Raw genomic sequence first — 25,942 nt, 5'->3', positions numbered from 1 at the left:
CCGCGACAGCGGCCGTCCGCCCGTGAGCCGGAAGCCTGCTGATGTCTGAAACCCATCCGACCGCCGAACCCACCGCAGCGGAGGCCGGCGGCAACACCGTCGACCAGGCCGTTGCCCAGGGCGGTGCCTACGAAGTCCTGCGCCGCCGCCTGGCCGAACAGGGCCAGCGCCTGCAGGGCCTGGCCGAAACGCTCAACCGCCAGCGCCTGGCCGAGTTCGGCGACAGCCGGCTGGAAGTGGTCGGGCGTTTCCGCATCCGCAGCGAGAACAACTGCGTCGGCCGCGACATCGTGCAGGTGGGCCCGGACCGCCTGCTGTTCGGCTACAACGTCTTCATCGGTCTGAAGACCCAGACCCGCATCGAGGATGTGTTCGGCCTGTACCGGCTGGTGCAGGGTAGTGACGGCTACGACGTCGCTGCGCTGGAGCTGAAGGGCAGCTTCCTCGACCAGCCCGGCTTCGTGCACGACTTCAACGAGCTGTACGCCTACTACAAGCACGCGCGCCTGCTGCAGCTGATCGTGGTCGGCGACAAGCTGCTGGCCTCGTTCCAGATCGGCGAGCGCAGCAGCGATGTGCGCGTGTTCCGTTGGGCGCTGTCGCGCGAAGGCGAGCTGACCTACCTCGACGCGCGTGGCGAACGCGATATCGCCCTGCCGCCGCCGTTCGATTTCGAATGGACCCGGGCCACGCGTGACCTGGCGGTCAGCGGCCGTCATTCGCACCTGAACATCCTCGATACCCTGTTCGTGGAAACCACCGGCGGTGACCTCACCATCAAGGTGGAGAACAACACCGAGACCGGGCAGGGCATCTACAGCGAACCGGTGGAGGACAGCACGCAGTCGCTGGACGATGCCCAGTTCGAGTTCGCCCGCGTCGGTTCGCTGCTGCTGTTGAAGGTGCTGCCCTATCGCGAAACCGTGTGGCGTGGGTTGATCTACAACACGCTTACCGGTGACATCGTGCGCAACGATGCGATCGTGCAGGCCTGCGTGCAGCTGCCCGAAGACCACGGCGTGATCTTCCCGGGTGGCTATTACCTGCAGGGCGGCGAGCACAAGGCGTTCGACGCCTCGATGGCCGGCATGCAGTTCAAGCGCAGCATCCGCTCGCCCAACGGCGAGGACGTGCTGTACATCTTCTACGAACGCGAGGGCGGTCGCTCGGCGCTGTTCGTGTACAACACCATCCAGCGCGTGCTGCAGAACCCCGTGTTCGGCCACGGCTATGCCTTCCTGCAGGATGGGCGCATGGTGTTGTTCCATGCCGAAGGCGCAGAACCGACCCGCATCCATCCGATGCAGGTGTGGCAGACGCCGTTCAGCAGCGACGAATTCGCTGCCAGCCGACCGCCCGGCAACACCTTCATGGGCCGCATCGGCAATGCCGAACTGGTGCGCGGCATCTCCAACCTGTTCAACCTGGCGCGCGAGATCGACGGCCAGGACGTGTCGGTGCAGCGCTACCAGCGCCTGGTAGCCGATACCCGCCGCCTGTTCGACACCCACCACTGGCTGGGCGACGAGGCCTGCGATGGTGCCGAGGCGCTGCTGCGGCAGATCAGCGCCACCGGCGAATCGGTGCTGGACGAATACGAGAAGGTGCAGTCGATCCGCCAGCAGTCGGCGCAGGCGATGGTCGACGCCGAGGCCACGCACAAGGCCCTGCTGGGCCGCCTGCAGCCGCAGAACTGGAACGAGGTGCAGGCCTTCGTCGAGGCGCTGAACGAAATCACCGCGCTGCGCGGGCGGCTGCTGACCATCCGCGAGCTGCGCTATATCGATACCGCGCGCATCGAGGCCATGGCTGCCGAACTGGTGCAGGCCCAGGACCGCGTCGGTGCGGCAACCGGTGAATTCCTGGCTGGCGATGCCGCACTGGCACCGCTGGGCAGCCGCCTGCAGGCGCTGGACGAAGCCGCCCAGCAGGCCAGCAGCGCGCGCCAGCTGGACGAGCAGCTGGACGGCATGCGCGCCATGGCCGCCGACCTGGACATGCTGTCCGAACTGATGGCCGGGCTGAAGGTGGACGATGCCACCGCGCGCACCCGCGTGGTCGAATCCATTTCCGCGCTGTACGGACGGCTGAACCAGGCGCGCACCCGCGCCGAACAGCGCCGCCGCACCCTCGGTTCGGCCGAGGCCGTGGCGCAGTTCGCCGCCCAGTTCGCGTTGTTCTCGCAGTCCATCACCAGCGCGCTGGCGATGGCCAACGATCCGGAAAGGGCCGACGAACAGCTGTCACGCCTGCTGGTGCAGCTGGAAGAACTGGAGAGCCAGTTCGGCGAGCATGAGCAGTTCCTCGGCGACATCCTCAGCAAGCGCGAAGAACTGGTCGAGGCCTTCGAAACGCACAAGCAGGCGCTGCTGGACGACCGCCAGCGCAAGGCACGTTCAGTACTGGATGCGGCCAACCGCATCCTCGATGGCCTGGCCAAGCGCACCGAGCGTTTCGCCACCGCCGATGAACTCAATGCGTTCTTCGCCGGCGACCCGTTGATCCTCAAGCTGCGCGAGCTGGCCGAGCGGCTGCGCATGCTGCGCGACAACGTCAAGGCCGATGACATCGAGGCGCGCCTGAAGGGCGTGCGCGACCAGGCCGTGCGCCAGCTGCGCGATCGCAGCGACCTGTACGAAGCCGGTGGCAACGTGGTCCGGCTTGGCCCGCGCCACCGCTTCAGCGTCAACACCCAGGCCCTGGACCTGACCCTGTTGCCGCGCGGCGATACGCTGGCCATCCACCTGACCGGCACCGACTTCCTGGAAACCCTGCACGACCCGGAACTGGAGGCACTCAAGCCGTTCTGGCCGGTGACGCTGGATTCGGAATCCGATGCGATCTATCGCGGCGAATACCTGGCCGGCAGCCTGCTGCTGGCCGCGCAGCAGGGCCACGATGGGCTGGACCTGGCCCAGCTGCAGCACGAAGTCGCCACACCCGAAGCACTGGACCAGCGCGTTCGTGCCTTCGCTGCGCCGCGCTATCGCGAAGGCTACGAGCGCGGTATCCATGACCACGACGCCGCGCTGATCCTGCGCGCGCTGCTGCCCTTGCAGCAGTCTGCGGGCGCGCTGCGTCACGCCCCGCGGGTGCGTGCGCTGGCCCTGCTGTTCTGGGCGGTGCAGCAGCGCGAAGAAGCGGTACTGCAATGGCCCAGCCGCCAGGCCGGAGCGGAAACCATCGCTCGCCTGTTCGGCTCCGACGAAGGGCGTGACGCCCTGCGCGTGGAAATGGCTGCTGCGCTGAGTGCGTTCGCGCAGTCGCAGTCATTGCCCTTCGACGAAGAAGCCGCCGAGGCGGCGGCCGCCTATCTGGGCGAAGAACTGGTCAACGGCGAACCCGTGTTCAGCACCAGCAAGCATGCCCAGGCCCTGCTGGAGGCCCTGGCCCATCAGCTGGACCAGGCCGGGCAGCGCGAAGTACTGGAGCGCGCCCTGCAGCGTACGCAGGACCCGCTGGCCGCGCGCTGGGCATTGGCCGGGCAATGGCTGCGCGCGCTGGCCGGCCTGCCTGCACAGGCCGCGCATGCCGGTTATGCTGACGAGGCCGCTGCGCTGCTGCTGGTGCAGCGCCAGCTGCGCACGCGGGCCAGCGATGCGCCGCTGCGCGTGGACGTGCCAGGCCTGCTTGGCGAACACCCGCGCATCCACAACGGCTCGCTGTCGTTGTCGCTGGATGACTTCCTGGCGCGCCTGCAGCACCATCTCAAGCGCTTCGTGCCGGATTTCCACGCCTACCAGGCCGTGCGCCAGGGCATCATCAACCGCGAGCGGCAGACCCTGCGCCTGTCCGAATTCAAGGCGCGGCCGCTGTCTTCGTTCGTCCGCAACAAGCTGATCAACGACGTCTACCTGGGCGTGATCGGCGACAACCTGGCCAAGCAGATGGGCACGGTCGGCGAGAACAAGCGCAGCGACCTGATGGGCCTGCTGATGATGATCTCGCCACCGGGCTACGGCAAAACCACGCTGATGGAATACGTGGCGCACCGGCTGGGCCTGGTCTTCATGAAGATCAACGGCCCGGCGCTGGGTCACGAGGTGCGTTCGCTGGACCCGGCACAGGCGCCCGATGCCACCTCGCGGCAGGAACTGGAAAAGCTCAACCTGGCGCTGGAGATGGGCAACAACACCATGCTGTATGTCGACGACATCCAGCACACCCATCCCGAGTTCCTGCAGAAGTTCATCTCGCTGTGCGATGGCACCCGTCGCATCGAAGGCGTGTGGCGTGGCCGCACCCGCACCTACGACATGCGTGGCAAGAAGTTCTGCGTGGTCATGGCCGGCAACCCGTACACCGAGTCCGGTGAGGTGTTCAAGATTCCGGACATGCTGGCCAACCGCGCCGACATCTACAACCTCGGCGATGTGCTGGGTGGCATGGAAGCGTCGTTCACCCTGAGCTACATCGAGAACAGCCTGACCTCCAACCCGGTCCTGGCGCCGCTGGCCACGCGTGACATGGCCGACCTGTACGTGCTGGTCGATCGTGCGATGGGCAAGGACGTGTCCACCAATGGCCTCAGCCACGCGTACAGCAGCGCTGAGATCAACGAGATCACCGCCACTCTGCAGCGCATGCTGCGCGTTCGCGACGTGGTCTACCGGGTAAACCAGCAGTACATCGCCAGCGCCGCGCAGGACGACCGTTACCGTACCGAGCCGCCGTTCCGGCTGCAGGGCAGCTACCGCAACATGAACAAGCTGGCGGAGAAGATCTCGCCGGTGATGAACGAGGACGAGCTGCAGCAGCTGATCTCCGACCACTACCTGGGCGAGGCGCAGCTGCTGACCACCGGCGCCGAGGAGAACCTGCTGAAGCTGGCCGAACTGCGCGGCGTGCTGGATGAGGTGCAGTCGCAGCGCTGGGCTCAGATCAAGCGTGATTTCCTGCGCAACAAGGCCATGGGAGCCGACGACAGCGATGTCGGTGGACGCGTGGTCGCGCAGTTGGCGGACATCGCCAGCGCGCTGCAGTTGCCGCCGGCGGCGCCGGAGGTGGCGCCCGTTGCCGTTGCCGATCCGGCGCCGTGGCCGGCATTGCTGGAGGCTCTGCAGCGCCTCTCCGAAACACGCCCTGTGCCCGCTGCGCCGGAGCCGGTCGCGGTTGCCCACAGCGCGCCGGCCACGCTGCTGGCCGAAGATCTGCAGGCCGGGTTGGCGCCTCTGCTCGAACTGCTGGTGGCATCACAGGCGCAGCAGGCACAGGTGTCGCAGACCCTGGCGGCGTTCGCCGGTTGGGCGCGGCAGCAGGTCGAGCGCGGCGGCTCCAGCGGCGCGGTGCCGCCGCGTGCACGGGTACGGCGTGCGACGACGCCGGAAGAACGCGCACTGGATGAAGCGCTGATGCGCCACTTCTACGGCGAATCGCTGCCGCCGGAAGACAGCGAGGGCGGCCTGGCATCGACACCGCAGCCGCCGCCGCTGCCGTGATGCCGCAGGCGCCACTGCCGTCACCGGTGTTGCCGGACACGACCGATATCGCCGTGCTGGCCGATTACGGTACGCCGCTGCTGCAGGCACTTGCGCAGCGGGCCGTCACGTTGCCCTCGGTTGCGGGCGAAGGCCTGGTGGCCGCGCTGGCGCGTATCGCTCTGGCCCTGCAGGCGGGGAATCCTGCGCAGATCCGGCGACAGGAAGGCTGGTGGGGGCGCCTGCTTGGGCGCGATGTAGACCGCGAAGCGGAAGGGCACGCGCTGCAGTCGCAACTGGGGGTGCTGGCCCTGCAGGCGCGCGAGCAGGCCCAGCACCTGCAGCATTGCCAGCAGCAGCGAGCCCTGGCCATCGTTGAACGTTCAGAGGCGGCCACAGCACTGGACGCCTGGGCCGAGCTGGGCGCATCACGGCTGGCGCAGTGTGATGCGTCCGGGCATGCCGCGCTGTCGCAACGGCTGGATCACCTGCGCCGGCTGGCGACTCTGCATCGCGTCGAAGCCGGTCAATGGCAGCTGCTGCAGGACCAGGACACGGTGCTGCTGCAGCATTTCGCACGCATCCATGATGTCCTGCTGCCCGCCTGGCGACAGGCCGCACTGGCCGACCAGAGCGCCGCAGGTGCTGCATTGGCGGGGAAGGCGGCTGCGTTGCACGCCCAGATCGATGACGAGGTTGCGGCCGCTCAGGCTAGACTGCGCTGAATCGGCTACAGCCGCTTACCTACTTCAAGGAGATCGCCCGATGGTCCAGGACAGTCAGAGCCCCGGCACGCTGGTACCCGCCAACACTGCCGTTTCCACGCTCGACGAAGGCACGCTGAAGGCACTTGGCCTGGTCCATGAGGATCTGCCGCGCATCGCCGAGATCCGCCGTGAGCTGGATGACCTGCGCCCAGGCAACCTGCAGGTGTTCGGCCGCGACGCCGCCAACCGCACGGCCGCGTTCTCCAGCCAGCTGCTGGACCAGGTGCGCAATCGTGATCTCGATGCCAGTGGTGAAAAGCTGGGTGAAGTCGTGCGCATCGCACGCAGCCTCAAGCTCGACGGATTCGCGCAGCGTTCCAGGGTGCCGTTGATTGGAGGCCTGATCGATCGGTTGCGCGCATCCAAGGGTGAACTGGTGCAGAAGTTCAGCGACACCAATGCGCAGATCGAGCAGCTGCTGGGAGACGTCGGCGCGCAGCAGGTGCTGATGGGCAAGCGTGTGGGCGAGTTCGACCGCATGCACGATATCGTCCGTGAGGAACGCCATGCTCTGGGCCTGTACGCCGCTGCGGGCAAGCAGCGGCTGGCCGAACTGCAGACCGAGCAGCTGGCCGGGCAGGGCAGTGAGGACCCGCAGCAGCGGATCCGCCTGGGCGAGGTCGAAAATGCGATCCGCCTGATCGACAAGCGGGTGTCCGACCTCCAGCTGATGCAGCATGCCGCCGACCAGTCGCTGCCGATGATCCGCCTGATCCAGGCCAATGCACTGCAGCTGATCGAGAAGTTCAACACGGTCCGCGAGATCACCATCCCGTCGTGGAAGCGCCAGTTTGCGATCCAGCTGTCACTGGGCGAGCAGAAGACCGCCGCGGAGCTGGCCAGCGCCATCGACGACGCGACCAACGAACTGATGCGCCGCAACGCGGACCTGATGCGCCAGGCCTCGGTGGATACCGCACGCAGCAACCAGCGCGGCGTGATCGACGTGGCCACGCTGCGCCATGTTCACGACCAGCTGATCGCCACGGTGGAAGAAGTGCGCAGCATCCATCGTGAGGGGATGCAGCAGCGGCAGCAGGCGGAAGTGGAACTGTCGCGCCTGCGCGAAGACCTTCAGCAGCGACTGGCCACCCCGGCCGCCAGCTGAAAAAAGGGGACGGAGGGGATCAAGTCGTAAGTGGCACAAACGACTTGATCCCTCCGTCCCCTTTTTCATTGTCAGCGCAGCTGCTGGCTCGCCCAGTCCGCCAGTGCTTCCACGCGCGAGTTGGCCGGGCCATCCGGCCATGCCAGTACCCAGAAGCCGCCGGTGGCGGCAAATCCCCAGGGCGCGACCAGGCGGCCTGCCGCCAGGTCCTCGGCCACCAGCGGCTCCGGCGCGATCGCCGGGCCCAGCCCGGCTACCGCGGCTTCCAGCAGGTAGTACAGGTGCTCGAAGGCGGTGCCCAGATGCAGCTTCGACACGTCCAGGTCGTGCACCTGTGCCCATGCCGGCCATGCCTGCGGCCGTGAGCTGGTGTGCAGCAGCGTCTCCTGCAGCAGCGCCGAGGGCGGTGCATGCCGCAGGCGCTGCGCCGCCGGATGCGATGGCGCCACCACCACGCCAACCCGTTCCGGTGCCAACTCGCGTACCTGCCAGCCCCGTGGCCACGGGCCCTGCGCCAGCAGCAGCACGGCGTCCAGCGCCGCCTGCGCTTCGGTGAAACTGCCATCCAGTGCCGACCACTGCAGGCGCACGCCGGGCAGGGCGGCCTGCAGCGCTGGCAGACGTGGAATCATCCAGCGCGCCAGCACGCTGCCACTGCAGCCCAGTACCAGCGCTGGAGAGGCTGCCGGCCGTCGCAGTTCGCGCACGCAGTCTTCGATGCCGCTGAATGCCTCGCCGCAGGCTGCCTGCAGGCGGGTACCGGCGACGGTCAGGCGCAGGCCACGACCGGCCCGCTGGAACAACGCCAGGCCAAGGTGATCCTCCAGCAGCTTCAACTGCCGACTGACCGCACCGTGGGTGACGTGCAGGTCCTGCGCGGCGCGACCAACGCCGCCGAGACGGGCCGTGGCCTCGAACGCGCGCAGTGCATTGAGTGGAGGCAGCAGGGAACGACTCATGTGAGATTTCCTGACGATATGCGCCAGATAATATCCATTTTCCGGTCACGACCCGTGCGCTAGAGTATCCACCTGTCTGAACCACCGGTCGTATCCATGTCTGCCTCCCCCATTGCCGACTATCACGCTTTCCCGGATGCCCAGGGCCACTTCGGCCGCTACGGCGGCAGTTTCGTTGCCGAAACCCTGGTCGGCCCGCTGCAGGAACTGGCCCAGGCCTATGACCAGGCGCGCCAGGATCCCGCATTCCAACTGGCCTACGACCGCGACCTGGCCCATTACGTGGGCCGGCCTAGCCCGATCTATCATGCCCAGCGCCTGAGCGATCACGTCGGCGGCGCGCAGATCCTGCTCAAGCGCGAGGACCTGAACCACACTGGCGCGCACAAGATCAACAACACCATCGGCCAGGCCCTGCTGGCGGCGCGGATGGGCAAGAAGCGCATCATTGCCGAGACCGGCGCCGGCCAGCATGGCGTGGCCAGCGCCACGGTCGCCGCGCGGCTGGGCCTGGAATGCGTGGTGTACATGGGCGCCACCGACATCGAGCGGCAGAAGATCAACGTCTACCGCATGAAGCTGCTGGGCGCGACGGTGGTGCCGGTCACCTCCGGCTCGGCCACCCTGAAGGACGCGCTCAACGAAGCCATGCGCGACTGGGTGACCAACGTGCAGGACACCTTCTACATCATCGGCACCGTGGCCGGCCCGGATCCGTATCCGCGCATGGTCCGTGACTTCAATGCCATCGTCGGCCGTGAGGCGCGCGAGCAGATGCTGGCTGAGTACGGCCGCCTGCCGGATGCGATCACCGCCTGCGTGGGCGGCGGCAGCAATGCGATCGGCCTGTTCCATGCCTTCCTCAACGACCGCCAGGTCGAGATCGTCGGCGCTGAAGCGGCAGGTGATGGCATCAGCACCGGCCGTCACGCCGCCTCGATCGCTGCCGGTCGCCCGGGCGTGCTGCACGGCAACCGCACCTATGTGCTGTGCGATGACGACGGCCAGATCATCGAGACCCATTCGGTGTCGGCAGGCCTGGACTATCCGGGCGTCGGCCCGGAGCACGCGTTCCTGGCCGATACCGGTCGCGCACGCTATCTGGGCATCACTGACGAGGAAGCGCTGCAGGCATTCCATCTGCTGGCCCACACCGAAGGCATCCTGCCGGCGCTGGAGTCCAGCCACGCGCTGGCGCAGGCGATCAAGCTGGCGCGTGAGCGTCCGCGTGACCAGATCGTCCTCTGCAATCTGTCCGGCCGTGGTGACAAGGACGTGCATACGATTGCCGCGCGCGAAGGGCTGGTACTGTGAGCGCGCTGCTGCGGAACAGCGGCGTGCTTCTGCTGGCACTGGGCCTGGCCGCGTGCCAGCCGCCGGAACCACCAGTGCTTGCGCCGGCTGCCAAGGCCACCACGCAGCCCGCACAGCAGCCGGCCGCCAATGATGACCTGGATCCGATGGCGCGTACGCCGATCGTCGATCCGCCATCGGTGGAAGATACGGACAGCGATGACGCGCCAGCGGTGGCCTCGGTGGCGCTGGACCATGCCGGCGAGGTATTGATCGGACAGCACATGACCGATCTGAAGGCCTTCGGGCCGTGGACGGCACAAGGGGCCGTCGAAGCCATCGGCGGTAGTTGCGAGTACTACGACGGCAAGGGGCTGCCACCCGGCGTGTCGATGATGACCGATGAAGATCGGGTGGTCCGTTTCGACCTCGGCCTGGATCCGGAAAGTGGGGCGCCGACCCAGCAGCCAGGTCCATTCGGCCTGCGCGTCGGCATGACCCGCGCCCAGGCGATTGCCCGGTTCCCGAAGCCGCCTGTGTCCAGCCCGCATGCCTACGATGGCGAGCAGGGCGAGTATCTCACCTGGCAGGACCCGGGCTCGGCCCTTGGCATCCGAGTGGAACTGTTTGAAGGGAAGGTCATCCAGATGCACTGGGGGACCAGTGATGCGATTGAACTGATTGAAGGATGTGCCTGAGATGCCTGTATCCCGACTCGATGCCTGTTTCCAGCGCCTGCGCGAGCAGCAGCGCAAGGCACTTATCCCCTTCGTCACCGCCGGCGATCCCTCGTTGGAGGCCACGGTGCCGGTCATGCACGCGCTGGTCGACGCCGGTGCCGACGTGATCGAACTGGGCGTGCCGTTCTCCGACCCGATGGCGGATGGCCCGACCATCCAGCGCAGCTCCGAACGCGCGCTGGCGCGGGGAGCCGGCAGCCGCTACGTGCTGCAGGCCGTGGCGCAGTTCCGCGAGCGCGACGCGCAGACGCCGGTGGTACTGATGGGCTACCTGAACCCGGTGGAGATCCATGGCTACGCGGCCTTCGCCAAGGCGGCCGTGGAGGCCGGCGTGGATGGTGTGCTGCTGGTCGACCTGCCGCCGGAAGAAGCCGGTGAAGCGCAGCAGGCCTTCGATGCAGCTGGCCTGGCGCTGGTGCTGCTGGCCTCGCCGACCACCAGCGAGGCGCGTGCCGACAAGCTGCTGGCGCTGGCCCGTGGCTATCTCTATTACGTCAGCTTTGCCGGTGTCACCGGCGCTTCCGAGCGCCTGGACAGTGATGCCGCCAGTGCCCGTCTGCAGGCGCTGCGCGGGCGTGCCTCGGTGCCGGTGGTGGCCGGCTTCGGCATCAGGGATGCCGACAGTGCCGCGGCCATGGCCCGCCAGGCCGACGGCGTGGTGGTGGGCAGCGCGCTGGTGGCGGCGCTGGCCGAAGCGGATTCGGCCGAAGACGCAGCCCTGCGCGCTCGCACCTTCCTGGCCCCGCTGCGGCAGGCGCTGGACGCGTAATGGTAGCGCCGGGCCATGCCCGGCGGTGCGGCAGGCGGGACATCCGCCGGGCATGGCCCGGCGCTACCCAGCACCTAAACGTACGTCCCAGCATGGTTTTTTCCAGCACCCCCATGCCCGGCAAGGGGGTGCACGGGCAGGGAAAGCGGAGCTAGACTGTCCGCCTTTGCGGCCCCCGGGCCGCCCTGAACGGAAGTGTCCTCCCGCATGAGTTGGCTCAGCAAGTTGATGCCGTCCGGCATCCGCACCGACAACACCCCCAGCAAGAAGCGCAGTGTCCCCGAGGGCCTGTGGGAAAAGTGCAGCAACTGCGGCAGCGCGTTGTACCGTCCGGAACTGGAAGAAAACCTGGAGGTCTGCCCGAAGTGCGGCCATCACATGGCGATCCGCGCGCGCGCGCGCCTGGCCGCCCTGTTCGACGCCGACAGCACCACCGAGATCGGTGCGCGCCTGGGGCCGACTGACCTGCTCAAGTTCAAGGACCAGAAGAAGTACAGCGAGCGCATCAAGATCGCGCAGAAGAACACGGGTGAGTACGACGCGCTGATCGCCATGCGCGGCCTGCTCAAGGGCCGTGCGCTGGTCGCCTCGTCGTTCGATTTCGCCTTCATGGGCGGTTCGATGGGCTCGGTGGTGGGTGAGCGTTTCGCGCTGGCTGCTGAAACCGCAGTGGAGATCGGTGCGCCTTACGTGTGCTTCTCGCAGAGCGGCGGCGCGCGCATGCAGGAAGGCCTGTTCTCGCTGATGCAGATGGCCAAGACCTCGGCCGCGCTGGGCAAGCTGCGCGAAGCTGGCCTGCCGTACATCTCGGTGCTGACCCACCCGACCACCGGTGGTGTATCAGCGTCGTTCGCGATGCTGGGCGACATCAACATCGCCGAACCGCAGGCGCTGATCGGCTTTGCCGGCCCGCGCGTGATCGAGCAGACCGTGCGCGAGAAGCTGCCGGAAGGCTTCCAGCGCTCGGAGTTCCTGCTGGAGCACGGTGCCATCGACCAGATCTGCGACCGCCGCGAGATGCGCGACCGCCTGTCCGATCTGCTGGCCATGCTGGGTCGCCAGCCGGCGCCGGAGGTGGCTTGATGGGAGGCCGCAAGTACTTCGGTACTGACGGCATCCGCGGACGGGTCGGCCAGGGTGTGATCTCGGCTGACTTCGTGCTGCGCCTGGGCAATGCCCTGGGCCGTGTCCTGGTGGCCCAGCGCGGCCAGGACGGGCGCCGACCGATCGTGGTGATCGGCAAGGACACCCGCATTTCCGGCTACATGTTCGAGGCGGCGCTGGAGGCCGGCCTGGTCGCGGCCGGTGCCGATGTGCAGCTGCTGGGGCCGATGCCGACGCCGGCAGTGGCGTTCCTGACCCGCACGCTGGGCGTGGACGCCGGCATCGTCATCAGTGCCTCGCACAATCCGCATTACGACAACGGCATCAAGTTCTTCTCCGCCCAGGGCGAGAAGCTCGACGATGCCACCGAACTGGCCCTGGAAGCGGCACTGGACGTTCCGTTCACCACGGCCGAATCGGAAAAGCTGGGCAAGGCATCGCGCGCGCGCGAGGCGGTCGGCCGCTACATCGAGTTCTGCAAGGCCAGCGTGCCGCGCACATTCGACCTGCGTGGCCTGCGCCTGGTGCTGGATTGCGCGCACGGAGCCACCTACCAGATCGCGCCGCTGCTGTTCCGCGAACTGGGTGCCGAGGTGATCGGCATCGGGGCCGAGCCCAATGGCGTGAACATCAACGCCGGCGTGGGTTCCACCCATATCGACAACCTGGCCGCCAAGGTCCGCGAGACGCGTGCCGATCTCGGCATCGCGTTCGACGGTGATGGCGATCGCGTGCTGATGGCTGACGACCAGGGCAACCCGGTGGACGGCGATGACCTGCTGTACATCCTGGCTCGTGCGTGGAAGGCCGAAGGCCGCCTGCGCGGCCCGGTGGTCGGTACGCTGATGAGCAATTACGGCGTGGAAAAGGCGTTCGCCGACCTGCAGATACCGTTCGTGCGCAGCAACGTCGGTGATCGCTACGTGCACCAGGCGCTGGTCGAAGGCGGGGGCGTTCTTGGCGGTGAGGCCTCGGGCCACCTGCTGTGCCTGGACCGGGCGACCACCGGCGACGGTATTGTCAGCGCCCTGCAGGTACTGGTGGCACTGCGCAACAGCGGCCAGACCCTGCGCCAGGCGCTGAAGGGCCTGGAGCGGGTACCGCAGAAGACGGTCAACGTGCGGTTGGGCAATGTCTCGGCCAAGGCCACGGTGCAGGCCGGCAGCGTGCAGGCCGCGCTGGCGGCCGCGCAGCAGTCGGTTGCCGGTCGCGGTCGCGCGTTCCTGCGCCCGTCCGGTACCGAGCCGGTGGTGCGGGTTACCGTGGAGGCCGATGACGCCACGCTGATGCAGGAAACGCTGGATCGGCTGTCTGCAGCGGTGCGTGAAGCCGCTGCCTGAGTCGCGGTGGCGGTACAAGCTGGAACATCAACATGGCCGCGTTTGCGGCCATGTTGCTTTCCGGCGGCCGTGGCTGAACGATGCGCGACCGGTGACCATGTTCAGCTGCGGCTGGGCTCTTTGTGACGCGTCATGAACGACGCGCAGCGTATTCCCGGTACCAGGCTCCCTTGCAATCACGCAGGGCTTGCGCAGGCAGGGGGCCGGTCGGAGCGGACCGCGTTCCATCCTTCTTCTTTCGTTGCAAGGACCCTGACCATGAACACCTCACTGCGCTACAGCCGCTGCCTGCTGGCAGGGGCGCTGCTGGTGATGCCGTTGCTGGGTGGTATCTCCATCGCCAGTGCCGAGCGCCGCCCCGAAGGAGGGGCACATATATCCGCACCGCGCGAAGAGCCGATGCGGGCGCCGTGGGGTTACCCCCGGATGGAGCGCCCACGCGAACTGGGCAATGCGCGGCCGGCCTTCCGCGATGAGTACCGGCACAACTTCCGCGCCGATCATGCCTTCCGCATCGGGCCTTACCATCCGCCGATCGGCTATGCCTACCAGCGTTGGCACTACGGCCAGATCCTGCCGCGCCCGTACTGGGTCGGGGACTACATCCTCAACGACTTCTGGCTGTTCGGCCTGGATATGCCGCCGATGGGCTACGAGTGGGTGCGCTATGGCCCGGATGCGCTGCTGATCAACACCGGCAATGGTGAGATCGTGCAGGTCGTGTACGGGCGTTTCTTCTGACCACTGGCGCCTGCCCGCATCAGCGCGCGGGCAGGTGCGCTGGCATTGCACCCTGCGCGGCCTGTGCCATCGCCCGCTGCCACTTCCAGGTGTCCCGGCACATGTCGGTGAGATCGTGGCGCGCCTTCCAGCCCAGCTCGCGCAGCGCCAGCGAGGCATCGGCGAAGCTGACCGCGATGTCGCCATTGCGTCGCGGCACGATGCGGAACGGAATCCGTATGCCGGTGGTGAGCTCGAAGGCCTGGATCAGTTCCAGCACGCTGTGGCCCTGGCCGGTGCCAAGGTTGAGGGTGATGCTGCGCCGCTGGTCGCGAAGGAACTGCAGGGCCAGCACGTGGGCGCTGGCGACGTCCTGCACATGGATGTAGTCGCGCACGCCGGTACCGTCATGGGTCGGATAGTCATCCCCGAAGACCTGCACTTCCGGCAGCAGCCCGGCGGCAACCTGTGCGATGTACGGCATCAGGTTGCTCGGCGTGCCATGCGGCAGCTCGCCGATCAGCGCGCTGGCGTGGGCGCCGACCGGGTTGAAGTAGCGCAGCGTCGCGATATGCAGGTCCTGGCCCGTTGCCGCCAGGTCGGCGAGCAGCTGCTCGACCACCAGCTTGGTGCGCCCATAGGGCGTCATCGCACAGGTTGAAGCGGTCTCGGCCACCGGGCAGTGGTCCTGGTTGCCGTACACCGTTGCCGAAGAGCTGAAGACCAGCAGCTGCACGCCTGCATCCTGCATGGCACCGAACAGGGCAATCGAACCGCTGATGTTGCTGTCGAAGTACTGCAGTGGAATCTTCTGGGATTCGCCCACGGACTTGAGCGCTGCGAAGTGCAGCACGGCATCGATCGCGTGCTCCTGCATCAAGGCGGCCATGCGCGGTCGATCCCGGATGTCAGCCTGCACGAACACCGGTGCCGTGCCGGTGATCCGTCCGATGCGCTCGACCACGCTGGCGTCGCTGTTGCACAGCGAGTCCACGATGACCACGCCGTGCCCCCGCTGCTGCAGCTCCACGCATGCATGCGAGCCGATGTAGCCAGCACCGCCGGTCACCAGTACGTTCATTGCCTTCACTGTTCCTTGGAGTCCATTCGAAAACCGGGTGCTGCCGTGATGAGGATGGACGTGGCCTCTTAAGGGCCAGGTACCATCTTCTTCTGCCGTGCCTTGAAGCCGTTGAAGATCGGCGCGATCAGCGGGTTGTAGCTCCATGCGATGCGCTTGCGCAGCCAGCTGGCCGGCCGGTTGCGGATCGCGAAGCGATAGATGCGCTCCGGATCGCCACCGATCACGTTGCGGCCGAACGGGTGGGTGGTGTGCAGGTAGCGGAAGCCCTGTTCGCGTGCCACTTCGATGTAGTCATCGTCGAAGTCACCATAGGGCCAGCACAGCGTATCGGAGACTTCGCCGAGCTTCTCCAGCAGCGTCTGCTTCGCCATGGCCAGGTCGCCGCTGATGCCTTCGCGGCGCTGTGCACGGTCCAGGTCATCGCGCTTGAGCCAACGGGTGTGGCTGTGGGTATGGCAGTGGACCTCGAACGTGCCGGCTTCGATTGCCGCACGCGCTTCGCTCCAGCGCATCATTACTTCGTCGCTGCGGCCCTGCTTGTAGATCAGGTCTTCGCAGGCGCGATGTTCCGGCGTGGCCGGCAGCTCGGCGCCTTCGATGCCTGCATGCGGGCGGATCGGGCCTTCGTGCATCCAGCCGGTGACCACGAACACCACCGCATGCATGCCGTACTTCTGCAGGATCGGATGGGCATAGACCCAGTTGTCCAGATAGCCGTCGTCGAACGTGATCACGATCGACTTGCGCGGCACCGGCTTGCCGGCCAGGAAGCCGGCGTACTGGTCCAGCGTCAGCGAGGTCCAGCCGGTGCGTGCGAGCCAGGCGATCTGGCTCTCGAAGTTCTCCGGGGATACGGTGATCATGCCCGGCGAGTTGCTGACATGGTGGTGCATCAGCACCGGTACGGTTCTGGCGTTAGCCATGACCCAGCTCCTTCAACCATTGGAGGTAGTAGTTTTCGGTGGCCTCTCCGTGGCCGGTCGCGCTGAACTGCCTGGCGCTGCGGATCCAGTCCCAACCGGCGCGGCCCATCTGCCGCCGACGTTCCTGATCATCCACCAGCAGCCGCAACGCGCCAGTGAGGGCGGCGTCATCACCCAGCCGGGTGAGGATGGCATTGCTGCCTTCCACCAGCATTTCAGGCACGCCGCCAACGTGATGCGAGACGATCGGCAGCGCCGCCTGTGCAGCCTCGAGGAACACGGTGCCCGAGGCTTCCTTGTGGGTGGCCAGGGCGAAGATGTCGAAACCGGCCATCAGCCGGTGGGCATCGCTGCGGAAGCCGAGCAGGTGGACCTGCTGCTCCAGGCCGAGTTCGCTGCGCAGGGCCTGCAGGCGGCCCATCACCGGCTCGCCGTCACCGACCACGGCCAGGTGCAGGTCGGGATTGGCCTTGCACAGTGGTGCCATGGCGCGCAGCAGTTCGGCATGGCCCTTGGGCTCGCGCAGCACGGCGACGCAGCCGACCACGATGTCGCGCTCGGCGAAACCGAGTTCGGCGCGGACCTGTGCACGGGTGTCCTGCAGGTTCTTCCAGGGATCGCCCTGCTCAGTCATGCCCCAGCGCGGGGGCGTCGCCATGGGGGGCACGATGCCGATGTGCCCGGCGGCAATGCCGCGGTCGACCAGCAGCCGCTTTACGAAATCGCTGACGGTGATGATCCGGTGCGGAAGTCCGGTATAGGTCAGCAGCGAATTGACCGGGCTCATCAGGTGGCGCGAGCGCACCACCAGTGGCGTGCCGCCCAGGCGTGCACCGGCAGCGGCGATCAGTGCATCGCGGCGGCTGGTGGTGTTGACCACGTCGTAGCGCTCGCGGCGCACCAGGCGTGACACCGACCAGATGCCGCGCAGCAGCCGTGCCAGGCCGCCCATGCGCAGGGTATGCACGGTGAAGCCATCGTCGCGCGCGAGTTGGGCCAGGCGGGCATCGGGCTGGCACAGCAGCGACACCTGGTGCCCACGCGCACGCATCACCTGCATGTGGCGGAAGATGTAGATCTCCTGGCCACCCATTCCCCGGGCAGCTTCGGTATGCAGGATCCGCAGCGAGCGTTTCATGGAATCCATCCTCTGTGGTCAGCGGTTGCGGAAGCGGGTCAGCGCTTCCCATGCGGTACGGACGGCGCCGGCATCCGGGGCCTGTTGCGGCAGCGGGCGGTAGTGCAGGTCAAGCGCCGTCGCATTGCCGAACTTGTCGAACACGTAGATGGCGTTGCCGTGCCGGACGGCGCGTTGTGACCAGCTTTCGACCACCAGTGCGCGCTCGCCTGCGGGTTCGGCCAGCAGATCCTGTCCGGTGCTGAAGTCGCCCAGTGCGTTCTCGCAACCCAGCGCGTGGCGCATCAGGGTCGGCACCCAGTCCTCATGCGAACTGATGCGTGATTCGTGGCCGCTGCCCTGGCCGGGCCAGTGCAGCACGAACGGCACCTGCAGCTGGTAGTCGGAGAAGTTGCCGTTGTGGCCCCAGTAGTTCAACTTCAGATCGTTGAACTCCTCGGCGTGGTCGCCGGTGACCAGCACGATGGTGTTCTGGTCCAGGCCCTGCGCGCGCAGATCGTCCAGCAGGGTGCCGACGAGGCTGTCGGCGTAATGCACGGCGGTCCGGTAGCGGTTCAGTTCCGGGGCCGGGTCGTGGTCAGGGCCGAACTTGAGGAAGTCGATTTCCTGCGCCATCGGGGTCGCCAGCGGTGGGTAGCCTGCGGGCATGTGGTAGGGCGCATGGGTGGAATCGAGGAAGACGAAGCCGAACCACGGCGTGTGCGCCGCCTGGCTGGCACGGATGTCCTTCTGAAGCGAGGCCACGATGCTGCTGTCACGGCCTTCCGAACCCAGCTCGGACGGGCCCTGGTGCAACTGGTCGCGGACGTCCGCAAATGCAGTGCGGTCGAATTCCGGGCTGTACATCGGCGCGCTGCCGTACAGATGCAGGTCATACCCCTGCTGCCCCAGCACCTTGAACAGCTGTGAGCCGCGCTGCTCGTCAAGCATGCTTTGCCAGTAGCCGCCCGGCAGGCCGTAGAGCAGGCCGAACAGGCCGTAACGGGTGGCGTTGCCCGTGCTGAAATGGCGGTCGTAGACGCGAGCGGAGGCCGCCAGTGCCGAGGTGTTCGGCATGATCTGCGGGGTAAGCGCATCGTGGCGCAGCGATTCCAGCACGACCATCAGCACGTTCGGTCGCTGTGGGTTCTGGCAGCGCAGCGGCTGCAGCGGATACAGCAGCTGCGCATGGCGTGGATCGGGCAGGCCGACCTGCTGTTCACTGACCACGCCCAGCCTGCGCATGAAGCTCTTGGCGGTGATCGGCTGGGCCCAGGGCAGGTAGTTCCACTGGGCAATCACGTCACGGTCGCCGCGTGCGTCGTAGTAGGCGGTGGCCACCTGGCCGCTCGCCATCAGCAGGGCGGCCACCGCCCAGGCCTGCAGCACCCTGCGGCGGCGGGGCGCGGCCGGCAGCAGCTTCCAGCACGCCCAGGCCAGGATGCCCTCGGCGGTGAAAATGGCCGCCACCAGCAGGCCGGCCTGCACCCAGGTCTTCCACGACAACGCAACCTGGTCCTGCAGGGCGCCGCCGAACACCATGTTCACGACCATGGCATTGAGGTGGAAGCGGTACAAGGTGAACACCTTGGCGTCGACCAGCAGCAGGCACAGCCACAAGCCCTGCAGCAGTACCGCACTGATGCTCAGCGTGCGCGCGCTGCGCGGCCACAGGCCCAGCAGCAGTGGCAGCGCGCCGGCCAGCGCGCCGAAGGCGAGCAGGTGCCCGGGCAGGGCAATCGCGAGATAGGCCAGGCCCTGGTGGCCGCCCGGGTTGTCGTGCAGCGGCACGTTGCCGAGGGTGATCACCGTCGCCAGCAGCGCATTGCCCAGGACGAACAGTGACCACCACGCAAGCCGGCGCCAGCGAAGGGCAGGGCCTGCGGGGGGGAGGGCGATGGCGGCTGGGGCGTCGGGCATGGTGCGTCGGGTCGGGGAGGCGCGGTCGGGGCTTGCGCTGCCAACGTGATGGATTCGTTAAATGTGCGCAGGTCGCGCATTGTATCGATTTGTTTCCGAGGATCGAGTAGCGTCCGCCGGGCGATCTGTCACAATGTTCAGGCGGGCCATGAATGCGCGGGCCCCCCAAGACCCAATGACAAGCCAGGAATCGCTGTGAGCCAGATCCCCACCCTCGACATCACCCGTTTCGACAGCGACCGCGAGGCCTTCGTGGCCGAGCTGGGCGCGGCCTACCGCCAATGGGGATTCGCGGGCATCCGCAACCACGGCATTCCGCAGGCCGACATCGACGCGGCCTACGATGCCTTCAAGGCCTTCTTCGCCCTGCCGGACGAGGTCAAGCGCAAGTACCACGTGGCCGGCAGCGGCGGCGCCCGCGGCTATACCCCGTTCGGTGTGGAAACCGCCAAGGGCTCCAAGCACTTCGACCTGAAGGAGTTCTGGCACATCGGCCGTGAAATCGCCGATGACTCCAAGTACCGTGACGTGATGGCGCCGAACCTGTGGCCGACCGAGGTCGAGGGCTTCCGTGAGCGCGGCTACGGCCTGTACCAGGCGCTGGACAACCTGGGCTCGCGCGTGCTGTCGGCGCTGGCCCTGCACATCGGCCTGCCGGAAGACTTCTTCGCCGACAAGACCAATTTCGGCAACTCGATCCTGCGCCCGATCCACTACCCGCCGATCACCACCGACGACATCCCGAACGTGCGCGCCGGTGCGCATGGCGACATCAACTTCATCACCCTGCTGGTCGGTGCCAGCGCCGCGGGCCTGGAAGTGCAGTCGCACGAGGGCGAGTGGGTGCCGTTCACCTCGGACGCGGACACCATCGTGGTCAACATCGGCGACATGCTGCAGCGCCTGACCAACCATGTGTACCCGTCGACCATCCATCGCGTGGTCAACCCCCCGGGCGAGCTGGCCCGCCAGCCGCGCTACTCGGTGCCGTTCTTCCTGCATCCGAACCCGGATTTCCTGATCGACGTGCTGCCGTCCTGCATCACCCCGGAGAACCCGAGCCGGTACCCGGAGCCGATCACCGCCCACGGCTTCCTCGAGGAACGCCTGCGCGAGATCAAGCTGAAGTAATGAAGAAGCCGCCGGAAGGCGGCCTTTTCATTACGGGTAGCGCCGGGCCATGCCCGGCGAGCGCAGCGGAGGGTGTTCGGCATGGTTGCACCCTGCACCCGCAGAGGCCAAAGCCAAAGCCAAAGCCAAAGCGGCTCTGGGGTGTTCCGTGGGGAGGCGGGGAGATGTCGGATGGCGGGGACGCCGTAAACCCATCCTTGGGGGCTTGGCCGCGGCTTGCTCGTGTGCGCTTTCCTGCGCACACGGCAAGACCGGGGTTGGGCGTCCGGCCCAACCCGCCCGAGGCATGCCTCGGGCCCATGCCGCGGACACCCCGCCATCCGACACCTCCCCGCCTTCGACAGTTTCCCGGTGACGGTTGGCAAATCGTGATTTCCCGTGGGTGTCGACCTTGGTCGACACGGTAGATCCACGCCATGCGTGGATGAGATCTGTCAGATCGAAGCGGGGTAGGGGGCTGGTCCAGCCCGGCAACCTCCCGGAATGCCGCTTTTGCTTTTGATCTTCTTTTTCTTTCCGTGGCGGGCGGAACCGCCGGAATGTGTCAGAGGCCGGGCGGGTGGGGCTGCGCAGGGGCGTGAGCCGCATGGATTGGGTGTCGACCTTGGTCGACACGGTAGATCCACGCCATGCGTGGATGAGATCTGTCAGATCGAAGCGGGGTAGGGGGCTGGTCCAGCCCGGCAGCCACCCGCAATGCCGCTTTTGCTTTTGATCTTCTTTTTCTTTCCGTGGCGGGCGGAACCGCCGGAACGTGTCAGAGGCCGGGCGGGTGGGGCTGCGCAGGGGCGTGAGCCGCATGGATGCGGCGATCGAGCTTACATGGACGTACTTGCAGCGCCCCCTGCGCAGTCCCACCCGCCCGGCCAGGCCCACCAATCCAACCGGGGCTCTCCTCGACCAACCCCACCCCGCCACGAGGGGCTGCGCCGTTGGCTGAAAATCCATGTAACCGCTTACACGGAAACGGATTTTTGTCGTAACGGGTATCATGACCGGCTGACTTCACACAGGAGCCACCCGCTCATGCGCCGCAAGATCGTCGCCGGAAACTGGAAGCTGCATGGCAGCCGTCAATTCGCCAATGAACTGCTGGGGCAGGTGGCCACCGGGCTGCCGCTGGATGGGGTGGATGTGGTGATCCTGCCGCCGCTGCCGTACCTGGGTGAACTGGTCGAGGACTTTGGTGACACCGGCCTGGTGTTCGGTGCACAGGACGTCAGCAGCAACGAGAAGGGCGCCTACACCGGCGAGGTCTGCGCCGCCATGCTGCACGAGGTCGGTGCGCGCTATGGCCTGGTCGGCCACTCCGAGCGCCGCCAGTACCACCACGAAAGCAGCGAGCTGGTCGCACGCAAGTTCGCCGCGGCCCTGCATGCCGGCCTGGTGCCGGTGCTGTGCGTGGGTGAGACCCTGGAGCAGCGCGAAGCGGGGCAGACCGAGGCGGTCATCGCCAGCCAGCTGGCACCGGTGCTGGAGCTGGTGGGTGCCGCCGGTTTCGCTCAGGCGGTGGTTGCCTATGAGCCGGTCTGGGCCATCGGTACTGGCCGTACCGCCACCAAGGAGCAGGCACAGCAGGTGCACGCGTTCATCCGTGGCGAAGTCGCGCGTATCGATGCTAGAATCGCTGATTCACTGCCCATTGTTTACGGCGGTAGCGTGAAGCCCGACAATGCCGGGGAACTGTTCGCGCAGCCGGATGTCGATGGTGGGCTGGTCGGCGGCGCCTCCCTGGTGGCCGCGGACTTCCTGGCCATCGCAAGGGCGGCGGCCGCGAACTAATCCTAGAAGTATTGTCCGAGGGCGGTTTCCAATGCTGATGTTGATCCTCAATGTCGTCTACGTGCTGGTCGCTGTGGCCATGATCGCGCTGATCCTGATGCAGCGTGGCTCGGGTGCGGCGGCGGGTTCGGGCTTTGGTGCCGGTGCCTCGGGTACGGTGTTCGGTGCGCGTGGCGCCTCGAACTTCCTGTCCAAGTCGACCAAGTGGCTGGCTGTCGTGTTCTTCGGCATCAGCCTCTTCATGGCCTGGTATGCCGGTCATGGCAGCCGTCCGGCGGCCGACCAGGATCTGGGCCTGATGTCCGCCCCGGCGGCGGTCGCTCCGGCGGCTCCGGCAGGCGAATTGCCGGCCGTTCCGAAGGCCGATGCGGTCCCGGTAGCCCCGGTTCCGGCCGCGAATGTGCCGGCTCAGGCGGAATCTTCGGTTTCTGGTGAAGAAAAGCCTTCGGAAGGCTCCCAGAAACACTGAAGCCGGTTACAATACGCGGCGCATCGGGAAGATAGTCTGATGTGATCGTTTGCCCAGGTGGCGGAATTGGTAGACGCACTACCTTGAGGTGGTAGCGACTTAGGTCGTAGGGGTTCGAGTCCCCTCTTGGGCACCATTTGTAAGTAAAGCGGGTTCGCCTGGCGCGCAAGGCGCCAGGTAGATTCCCGTCCACTCCCCCATGCCAAAGCGCCTGCAGGCGCAGCGGCAGAGGCAAGAGAGAATCGCTGTGCTGGCCGAATATTTGCCGTCTCTGCTGTTTCTGATCGTTGCCACCGGTATCGGCATTACGCTGATGCTGGTTGGTCGATTCCTCGGTCCCCGCCGCCCCGATCTGGAAAAGCTGTCGCCGTACGAGTGCGGCTTCGAGGCCTTCGAAGACGCGCGCATGAAGTTCGACGTGCGCTACTACCTGATCGCGATCCAGTTCATCGTCTTCGACCTGGAAATCATCTTCATCGTGCCGTGGACCCAGGTCTTCATGGAGCTGGGCGCCCGTTCGCTCGTCACCATGGGCCTGTTCGTCGGCATGCTGTTCCTCGGTTTCATTTACGTCTGGAAGAAGGGAGCGCTGGAATGGGAGTGATTCAGACTCTCGATGGCCTCATGAACAACCCCACGCCGGAAGGCCGGGTTGATGACATCCTGCGGCCGGAAGGCGACAACCCGCTGCTGGAGAAGGGCTTCGTCACCACCAGCGTCGACGCACTGCTGAACTGGGCGCGCACCGGCTCGATGTGGCCAATGACCTTCGGCCTGGCCTGCTGCGCGGTCGAGATGATGCACGCCGGCGCCGCGCGCCTGGACCTTGACCGCTACGGCGTGGTGTTCCGCCCGTCGCCGCGCCAGTCCGACGTGATGATCGTGGCCGGTACCCTGGTCAACAAGATGGCCCCGGCGCTGCGCAAGGTCTACGACCAGATGCCGGACCCGAAGTGGGTCATCTCGATGGGTAGCTGCGCCAATGGCGGCGGCTATTACCACTACTCCTATTCTGTCGTGCGCGGCTGTGATCGCGTGGTGCCGGTGGACGTCTACGTCCCGGGTTGCCCGCCGACCGCCGAGGCGCTGGTGTACGGGATCCTGCAGCTGCAGAAGAAGATCTGGCGTACACAGACCATCGCCCGCTGACCCTTCCACACTACAAGAGCGCGCCAAGCCCCCATGGCAGAGCAAGCATCCTTCATCGACCGACTCTCCGCACGTTTCGCTGGTGCGAAGGTCATCGTGGTCGAACCCCGCGGCGAAGTGACGCTGGAGGTGCCTGCCGCCGAGTGGCATGCCACCGCGCTGGCGCTGCGTGACGAGTTTGGTTTCGAGCAGGCCGTGGATCTCTGCGGCGTCGACTACCTTGGCTATGGCTCCGACGAATGGGACACCGCCGACGTGTCCTCGCAGGGCTTCAGTCGTGGCGTCGAAGGCAAGGCCCAGGGCCGTTTCGCGTGGGGCGAATTCCCCACCGAGGAAAACGGTGCCGACGGTGCCCGCCCGCAGCACATGCCGACCCAGCGTTTCGCCGTGGTCGCCCAGCTGCGTTCGTACCAGCACAACCTGATGATGCACCTGCGCTGCTTCGCCCCTGACGAAGCACTGCCGGTGGTGTCCTCGCTGACCGGCATCTGGCCGGGCCTGAACTGGTTCGAGCGCGAAGCGTTCGATCTGTACGGCGTGATCTTCGAAGGCCACCCGGACCTGCGCCGGATCCTGACCGACTACGGTTTCGTCGGCCATCCGTTCCGCAAGGACTTCCCGCTGATCGGCAATGTCGAAGTCCGCTACGACGAAGAAAAGAAGCGCGTGATCTACGAACCGGTCACCTCGGTGGAGCCGCGTGTCGGCGTGCCGCGCGTGATCCGTGACGACGCCCGTCTGCAGACCGCAGAAGGTGAGCGCGCGCAGGAGGCAGTGAAGTGAGCGAGTTCCACCAGGCCCGCGAAGCGTTCGCGAGCAATCCGGCCGAAGCACGGCAGGAAATCCGCAACTACACCATGAACTTCGGCCCGCAGCATCCGGCCGCGCACGGTGTGCTGCGCCTGATCCTGGAAATGGACGGCGAAACCATCATGCGCGCCGACCCGCACGTGGGTCTGCTGCACCGTGGTACCGAGAAGCTGGCCGAGTCCAAGCCGTTCAACCAGTCGATCGGCTACATGGATCGCCTGGACTACGTGTCGATGATGTGCAACGAGCACGCCTACGTGCGCGCGATCGAGACCCTGATGGGCATCGAGGCGCCGGAGCGTGCGCAGTACATCCGCACCATGTACGACGAAATCACCCGCATCCTCAACCACCTGATGTGGCTGGGCTCCAACGCGCTCGACCTGGGTGCGATGGCGGTGATGCTGTACGCCTTCCGCGAGCGCGAAGAGCTGATGGACTGCTACGAAGCGGTCTCCGGCGCGCGCATGCACGCGGCGTACTACCGTCCGGGCGGGGTCTACCGCGACCTGCCGGATCACATGCCGAAGTACAAGGAATCGCGCTGGCACAAGGGCAAGGCGCTGAAGCAGCTCAATGCTTCGCGCGAAGGCTCGCTGCTCGACTTCCTGGAGAACTTCACCGTCGAGTTCCCCAAGCGCATCGACGAATACGAAACCCTGCTGACCGATAACCGCATCTGGAAGCAGCGTACCGTCGGCATCGGCGTGGTCACTCCGGAACTGGCCCACCAGTGGGGCATGACCGGCGTGATGCTGCGCGGCTCGGGCATTGCTTGGGACCTGCGCAAGAAGCGCCCCTACGCCAAGTACGATGCCGTCGATTTCGACATCCCGCTGGGCAAGGAAGGCGACTGCTACGACCGTTACCTGGTCCGCGTTGCCGAAATGCGCGAATCCAACCGCATCATCAAGCAGTGCGTGGCATGGCTGAAGGCCAACCCGGGCCCGGTGATGGTGAAGAACTTCAAGGTCGCTCCGCCCAGGCGCGAGGACATGAAGGACGACATGGAAGCGCTGATCCACCACTTCAAGCTGTTCAGCGAAGGCTACTGCGTGCCGGCCGGCGAGACCTACTCGGCGGTGGAAGCCCCGAAGGGCGAGTTCGGCTGCTACCTGGTCTCCGATGGCGCCAACAAGCCGTTCCGCGTGCACCTGCGTGCGCCGGGCTTCGCCCACCTGTCTTCGATCGATTCGATCGTGCGCGGCCACATGCTGGCCGACGTGGTGGCGATGATCGGTACCTACGACCTGGTGTTCGGCGAGGTTGACCGGTAATGCCGTCCGCCACGCCAACGCCCGCTGCAGGCAGCCGGCGCAAGCCGGCGCCGCAGTTTCTGG

21 protein-coding genes and 1 tRNA gene are annotated in these 25,942 nt (G+C 66.5%); 17 read left to right on the top strand and 5 right to left on the bottom strand.

Annotated features, from left to right (window positions below):
• Positions 1-41: 41 nt before the first annotated feature.
• From QP552_RS14770 to QP552_RS14760, 3 genes are read left to right on the top strand one after another with little or no spacing between them, the layout of a single operon-like run.
• Positions 42-5,438: a DNA repair ATPase gene (locus tag QP552_RS14770; RefSeq protein WP_286073954.1), complete on the top strand. Its 5,397-nt coding sequence runs from the start codon at positions 42-44 to the stop codon at positions 5,436-5,438.
• Entirely contained in the window at positions 5,438-6,142 is a 705-nt protein-coding gene (locus tag QP552_RS14765) for a hypothetical protein (RefSeq protein ID WP_258394026.1), read from the top strand. The genes QP552_RS14770 and QP552_RS14765 overlap by 1 nt, the downstream gene beginning before the upstream one ends.
• Before the next feature lie 40 nt (positions 6,143-6,182).
• Positions 6,183-7,292 (top strand): toxic anion resistance protein, encoded by a 1,110-nt coding sequence (locus tag QP552_RS14760; RefSeq protein WP_111112480.1) that lies wholly within the window; start codon positions 6,183-6,185, stop codon positions 7,290-7,292.
• Between the two features lie 71 nt (positions 7,293-7,363).
• Here the strand turns inward: QP552_RS14760 and QP552_RS14755 are convergent, their stop codons facing one another.
• Entirely contained in the window at positions 7,364-8,251 is an 888-nt protein-coding gene (locus QP552_RS14755; protein ID WP_111112481.1) for a LysR family transcriptional regulator, read from the bottom strand.
• Positions 8,252-8,347: 96 nt separating this feature from the next.
• Between QP552_RS14755 and trpB the strand changes: the two genes are divergently transcribed.
• The 6 genes from trpB (at position 8,348) to QP552_RS14725 (ending at position 14,238) form a co-directional block, all read left to right on the top strand.
• Positions 8,348-9,565 carry a tryptophan synthase subunit beta gene (trpB, locus tag QP552_RS14750; protein WP_088435905.1) on the top strand — a complete coding sequence of 406 codons (1,218 nt, stop codon included), beginning with the start codon at positions 8,348-8,350 and terminating at the stop codon, positions 9,563-9,565.
• Complete coding sequence (locus QP552_RS14745) at positions 9,562-10,242, top strand: hypothetical protein (protein WP_286073953.1); 681 nt, start codon at positions 9,562-9,564, stop codon at positions 10,240-10,242. The genes trpB and QP552_RS14745 overlap by 4 nt, the downstream gene beginning before the upstream one ends.
• 1 nt (position 10,243) lies before the next feature.
• A complete protein-coding gene (gene trpA / locus QP552_RS14740; protein WP_286073952.1) occupies positions 10,244-11,053 on the top strand; it encodes a tryptophan synthase subunit alpha in 810 nt (269 codons plus the stop codon).
• A 207-nt stretch (positions 11,054-11,260) separates the two neighbouring features.
• Complete coding sequence (accD, locus tag QP552_RS14735) at positions 11,261-12,136, top strand: acetyl-CoA carboxylase, carboxyltransferase subunit beta (RefSeq protein ID WP_005410473.1); 876 nt, start codon at positions 11,261-11,263, stop codon at positions 12,134-12,136.
• The gene (gene glmM / locus QP552_RS14730; protein WP_106548832.1) at positions 12,136-13,497 is read left to right on the top strand and encodes a phosphoglucosamine mutase; all 1,362 of its coding nucleotides are present in this window, start codon (positions 12,136-12,138) and stop codon (positions 13,495-13,497) included. The genes accD and glmM overlap by 1 nt, the downstream gene beginning before the upstream one ends.
• Positions 13,498-13,755: 258 nt before the next feature.
• Positions 13,756-14,238, top strand: coding sequence for an RcnB family protein (locus QP552_RS14725; protein ID WP_286073951.1), 483 nt, complete (start codon positions 13,756-13,758; stop codon positions 14,236-14,238).
• A gap of 19 nt (positions 14,239-14,257) precedes the next feature.
• On the opposite strand, the gene galE is transcribed toward QP552_RS14725, so the two are convergent.
• From galE to QP552_RS14705, 4 genes are all read right to left on the bottom strand, one after another.
• Positions 14,258-15,298 carry a UDP-glucose 4-epimerase GalE gene (galE, locus tag QP552_RS14720; protein WP_111112483.1) on the bottom strand — a complete coding sequence of 347 codons (1,041 nt, stop codon included), beginning with the start codon at positions 15,296-15,298 and terminating at the stop codon, positions 14,258-14,260.
• 68 nt (positions 15,299-15,366) lie between these two features.
• Positions 15,367-16,224 carry a polysaccharide deacetylase family protein gene (locus QP552_RS14715; protein WP_005410470.1) on the bottom strand — a complete coding sequence of 286 codons (858 nt, stop codon included), beginning with the start codon at positions 16,222-16,224 and terminating at the stop codon, positions 15,367-15,369.
• Positions 16,217-17,362: a glycosyltransferase family 4 protein gene (locus QP552_RS14710; protein WP_111112484.1), complete on the bottom strand. Its 1,146-nt coding sequence runs from the start codon at positions 17,360-17,362 to the stop codon at positions 16,217-16,219. Before QP552_RS14710 ends, QP552_RS14715 begins: the two co-directional genes overlap by 8 nt.
• An 18-nt stretch (positions 17,363-17,380) precedes the next feature.
• On the bottom strand, positions 17,381-19,261 hold the full coding sequence (locus QP552_RS14705; RefSeq protein ID WP_286073950.1) for a sulfatase-like hydrolase/transferase: 1,881 nt from the start codon (positions 19,259-19,261) through the stop codon (positions 17,381-17,383).
• Positions 19,262-19,456: 195 nt separating this feature from the next.
• Between QP552_RS14705 and QP552_RS14700 the strand changes: the two genes are divergently transcribed.
• The 8 genes from QP552_RS14700 to QP552_RS14665 all read left to right on the top strand — a co-directional run bounded on the left by QP552_RS14700 (position 19,457) and on the right by QP552_RS14665 (position 25,879).
• Positions 19,457-20,392 carry a 2-oxoglutarate and iron-dependent oxygenase domain-containing protein gene (locus QP552_RS14700; protein ID WP_106548827.1) on the top strand — a complete coding sequence of 312 codons (936 nt, stop codon included), beginning with the start codon at positions 19,457-19,459 and terminating at the stop codon, positions 20,390-20,392.
• A gap of 1,026 nt (positions 20,393-21,418) precedes the next feature.
• Positions 21,419-22,174 (top strand): triose-phosphate isomerase, encoded by a 756-nt coding sequence (gene tpiA / locus QP552_RS14695; RefSeq protein WP_286073949.1) that lies wholly within the window; start codon positions 21,419-21,421, stop codon positions 22,172-22,174.
• Between the two features lie 31 nt (positions 22,175-22,205).
• Positions 22,206-22,643 (top strand): preprotein translocase subunit SecG, encoded by a 438-nt coding sequence (gene secG / locus QP552_RS14690; RefSeq protein ID WP_286073948.1) that lies wholly within the window; start codon positions 22,206-22,208, stop codon positions 22,641-22,643.
• A 51-nt stretch (positions 22,644-22,694) separates the two neighbouring features.
• Positions 22,695-22,779 (top strand) — tRNA-Leu (locus QP552_RS14685).
• 111 nt (positions 22,780-22,890) lie between these two features.
• A complete protein-coding gene (locus tag QP552_RS14680) occupies positions 22,891-23,247 on the top strand; it encodes an NADH-quinone oxidoreductase subunit A (protein ID WP_005414075.1) in 357 nt (118 codons plus the stop codon).
• Positions 23,238-23,792, top strand: a complete 555-nt coding sequence (locus QP552_RS14675) for an NADH-quinone oxidoreductase subunit B (RefSeq protein WP_005410463.1) — start codon at positions 23,238-23,240, stop codon at positions 23,790-23,792. Before QP552_RS14680 ends, QP552_RS14675 begins: the two co-directional genes overlap by 10 nt.
• A gap of 33 nt (positions 23,793-23,825) precedes the next feature.
• Complete coding sequence (locus tag QP552_RS14670) at positions 23,826-24,575, top strand: NADH-quinone oxidoreductase subunit C (RefSeq protein ID WP_005410462.1); 750 nt, start codon at positions 23,826-23,828, stop codon at positions 24,573-24,575.
• A complete protein-coding gene (locus QP552_RS14665; protein ID WP_111113461.1) occupies positions 24,572-25,879 on the top strand; it encodes an NADH-quinone oxidoreductase subunit D in 1,308 nt (435 codons plus the stop codon). The genes QP552_RS14670 and QP552_RS14665 overlap by 4 nt, the downstream gene beginning before the upstream one ends.
• Positions 25,880-25,942: the final 63 nt, after the last annotated feature.

It is taken from the genome of Stenotrophomonas sp. 59 (assembly GCF_030291095.1).
GTDB lineage: Bacteria > Pseudomonadota > Gammaproteobacteria > Xanthomonadales > Xanthomonadaceae > Stenotrophomonas > Stenotrophomonas maltophilia_Q.
Note: the sequence above shows the minus strand (reverse complement) of the source record. Positions and strands in the feature narration are given on the sequence as shown.

Bases quoted from the DNA above. Each gene is read 5' to 3' on its own strand.
- galE (WP_111112483.1), bottom strand. From the start codon at position 15,298: ATGAACGTACTGGTGACCGGCGGTGCTGGCTACATCGGCTCGCATGCA.
- trpA (WP_286073952.1), top strand. From the start codon at position 10,244: ATGCCTGTATCCCGACTCGATGCCTGTTTCCAGCGCCTGCGCGAGCAG.
- QP552_RS14675 (WP_005410463.1), top strand. From the start codon at position 23,238: ATGGGAGTGATTCAGACTCTCGATGGCCTCATGAACAACCCCACGCCG.
- QP552_RS14715 (WP_005410470.1), bottom strand. From the start codon at position 16,224: ATGGCTAACGCCAGAACCGTACCGGTGCTGATGCACCACCATGTCAGC.
- QP552_RS14725 (WP_286073951.1), top strand. From the start codon at position 13,756: ATGAACACCTCACTGCGCTACAGCCGCTGCCTGCTGGCAGGGGCGCTG.
- tpiA (WP_286073949.1), top strand. From the start codon at position 21,419: ATGCGCCGCAAGATCGTCGCCGGAAACTGGAAGCTGCATGGCAGCCGT.
- QP552_RS14755 (WP_111112481.1), bottom strand. From the start codon at position 8,251: ATGAGTCGTTCCCTGCTGCCTCCACTCAATGCACTGCGCGCGTTCGAG.
- QP552_RS14710 (WP_111112484.1), bottom strand. From the start codon at position 17,362: ATGAAACGCTCGCTGCGGATCCTGCATACCGAAGCTGCCCGGGGAATG.
- trpB (WP_088435905.1), top strand. From the start codon at position 8,348: ATGTCTGCCTCCCCCATTGCCGACTATCACGCTTTCCCGGATGCCCAG.
- QP552_RS14765 (WP_258394026.1), top strand. From the start codon at position 5,438: ATGCCGCAGGCGCCACTGCCGTCACCGGTGTTGCCGGACACGACCGAT.
- QP552_RS14760 (WP_111112480.1), top strand. From the start codon at position 6,183: ATGGTCCAGGACAGTCAGAGCCCCGGCACGCTGGTACCCGCCAACACT.
- glmM (WP_106548832.1), top strand. From the start codon at position 12,136: ATGGGAGGCCGCAAGTACTTCGGTACTGACGGCATCCGCGGACGGGTC.
- accD (WP_005410473.1), top strand. From the start codon at position 11,261: ATGAGTTGGCTCAGCAAGTTGATGCCGTCCGGCATCCGCACCGACAAC.
- QP552_RS14670 (WP_005410462.1), top strand. From the start codon at position 23,826: ATGGCAGAGCAAGCATCCTTCATCGACCGACTCTCCGCACGTTTCGCT.
- QP552_RS14770 (WP_286073954.1), top strand. From the start codon at position 42: ATGTCTGAAACCCATCCGACCGCCGAACCCACCGCAGCGGAGGCCGGC.
- QP552_RS14705 (WP_286073950.1), bottom strand. From the start codon at position 19,261: ATGCCCGACGCCCCAGCCGCCATCGCCCTCCCCCCCGCAGGCCCTGCC.
- secG (WP_286073948.1), top strand. From the start codon at position 22,206: ATGCTGATGTTGATCCTCAATGTCGTCTACGTGCTGGTCGCTGTGGCC.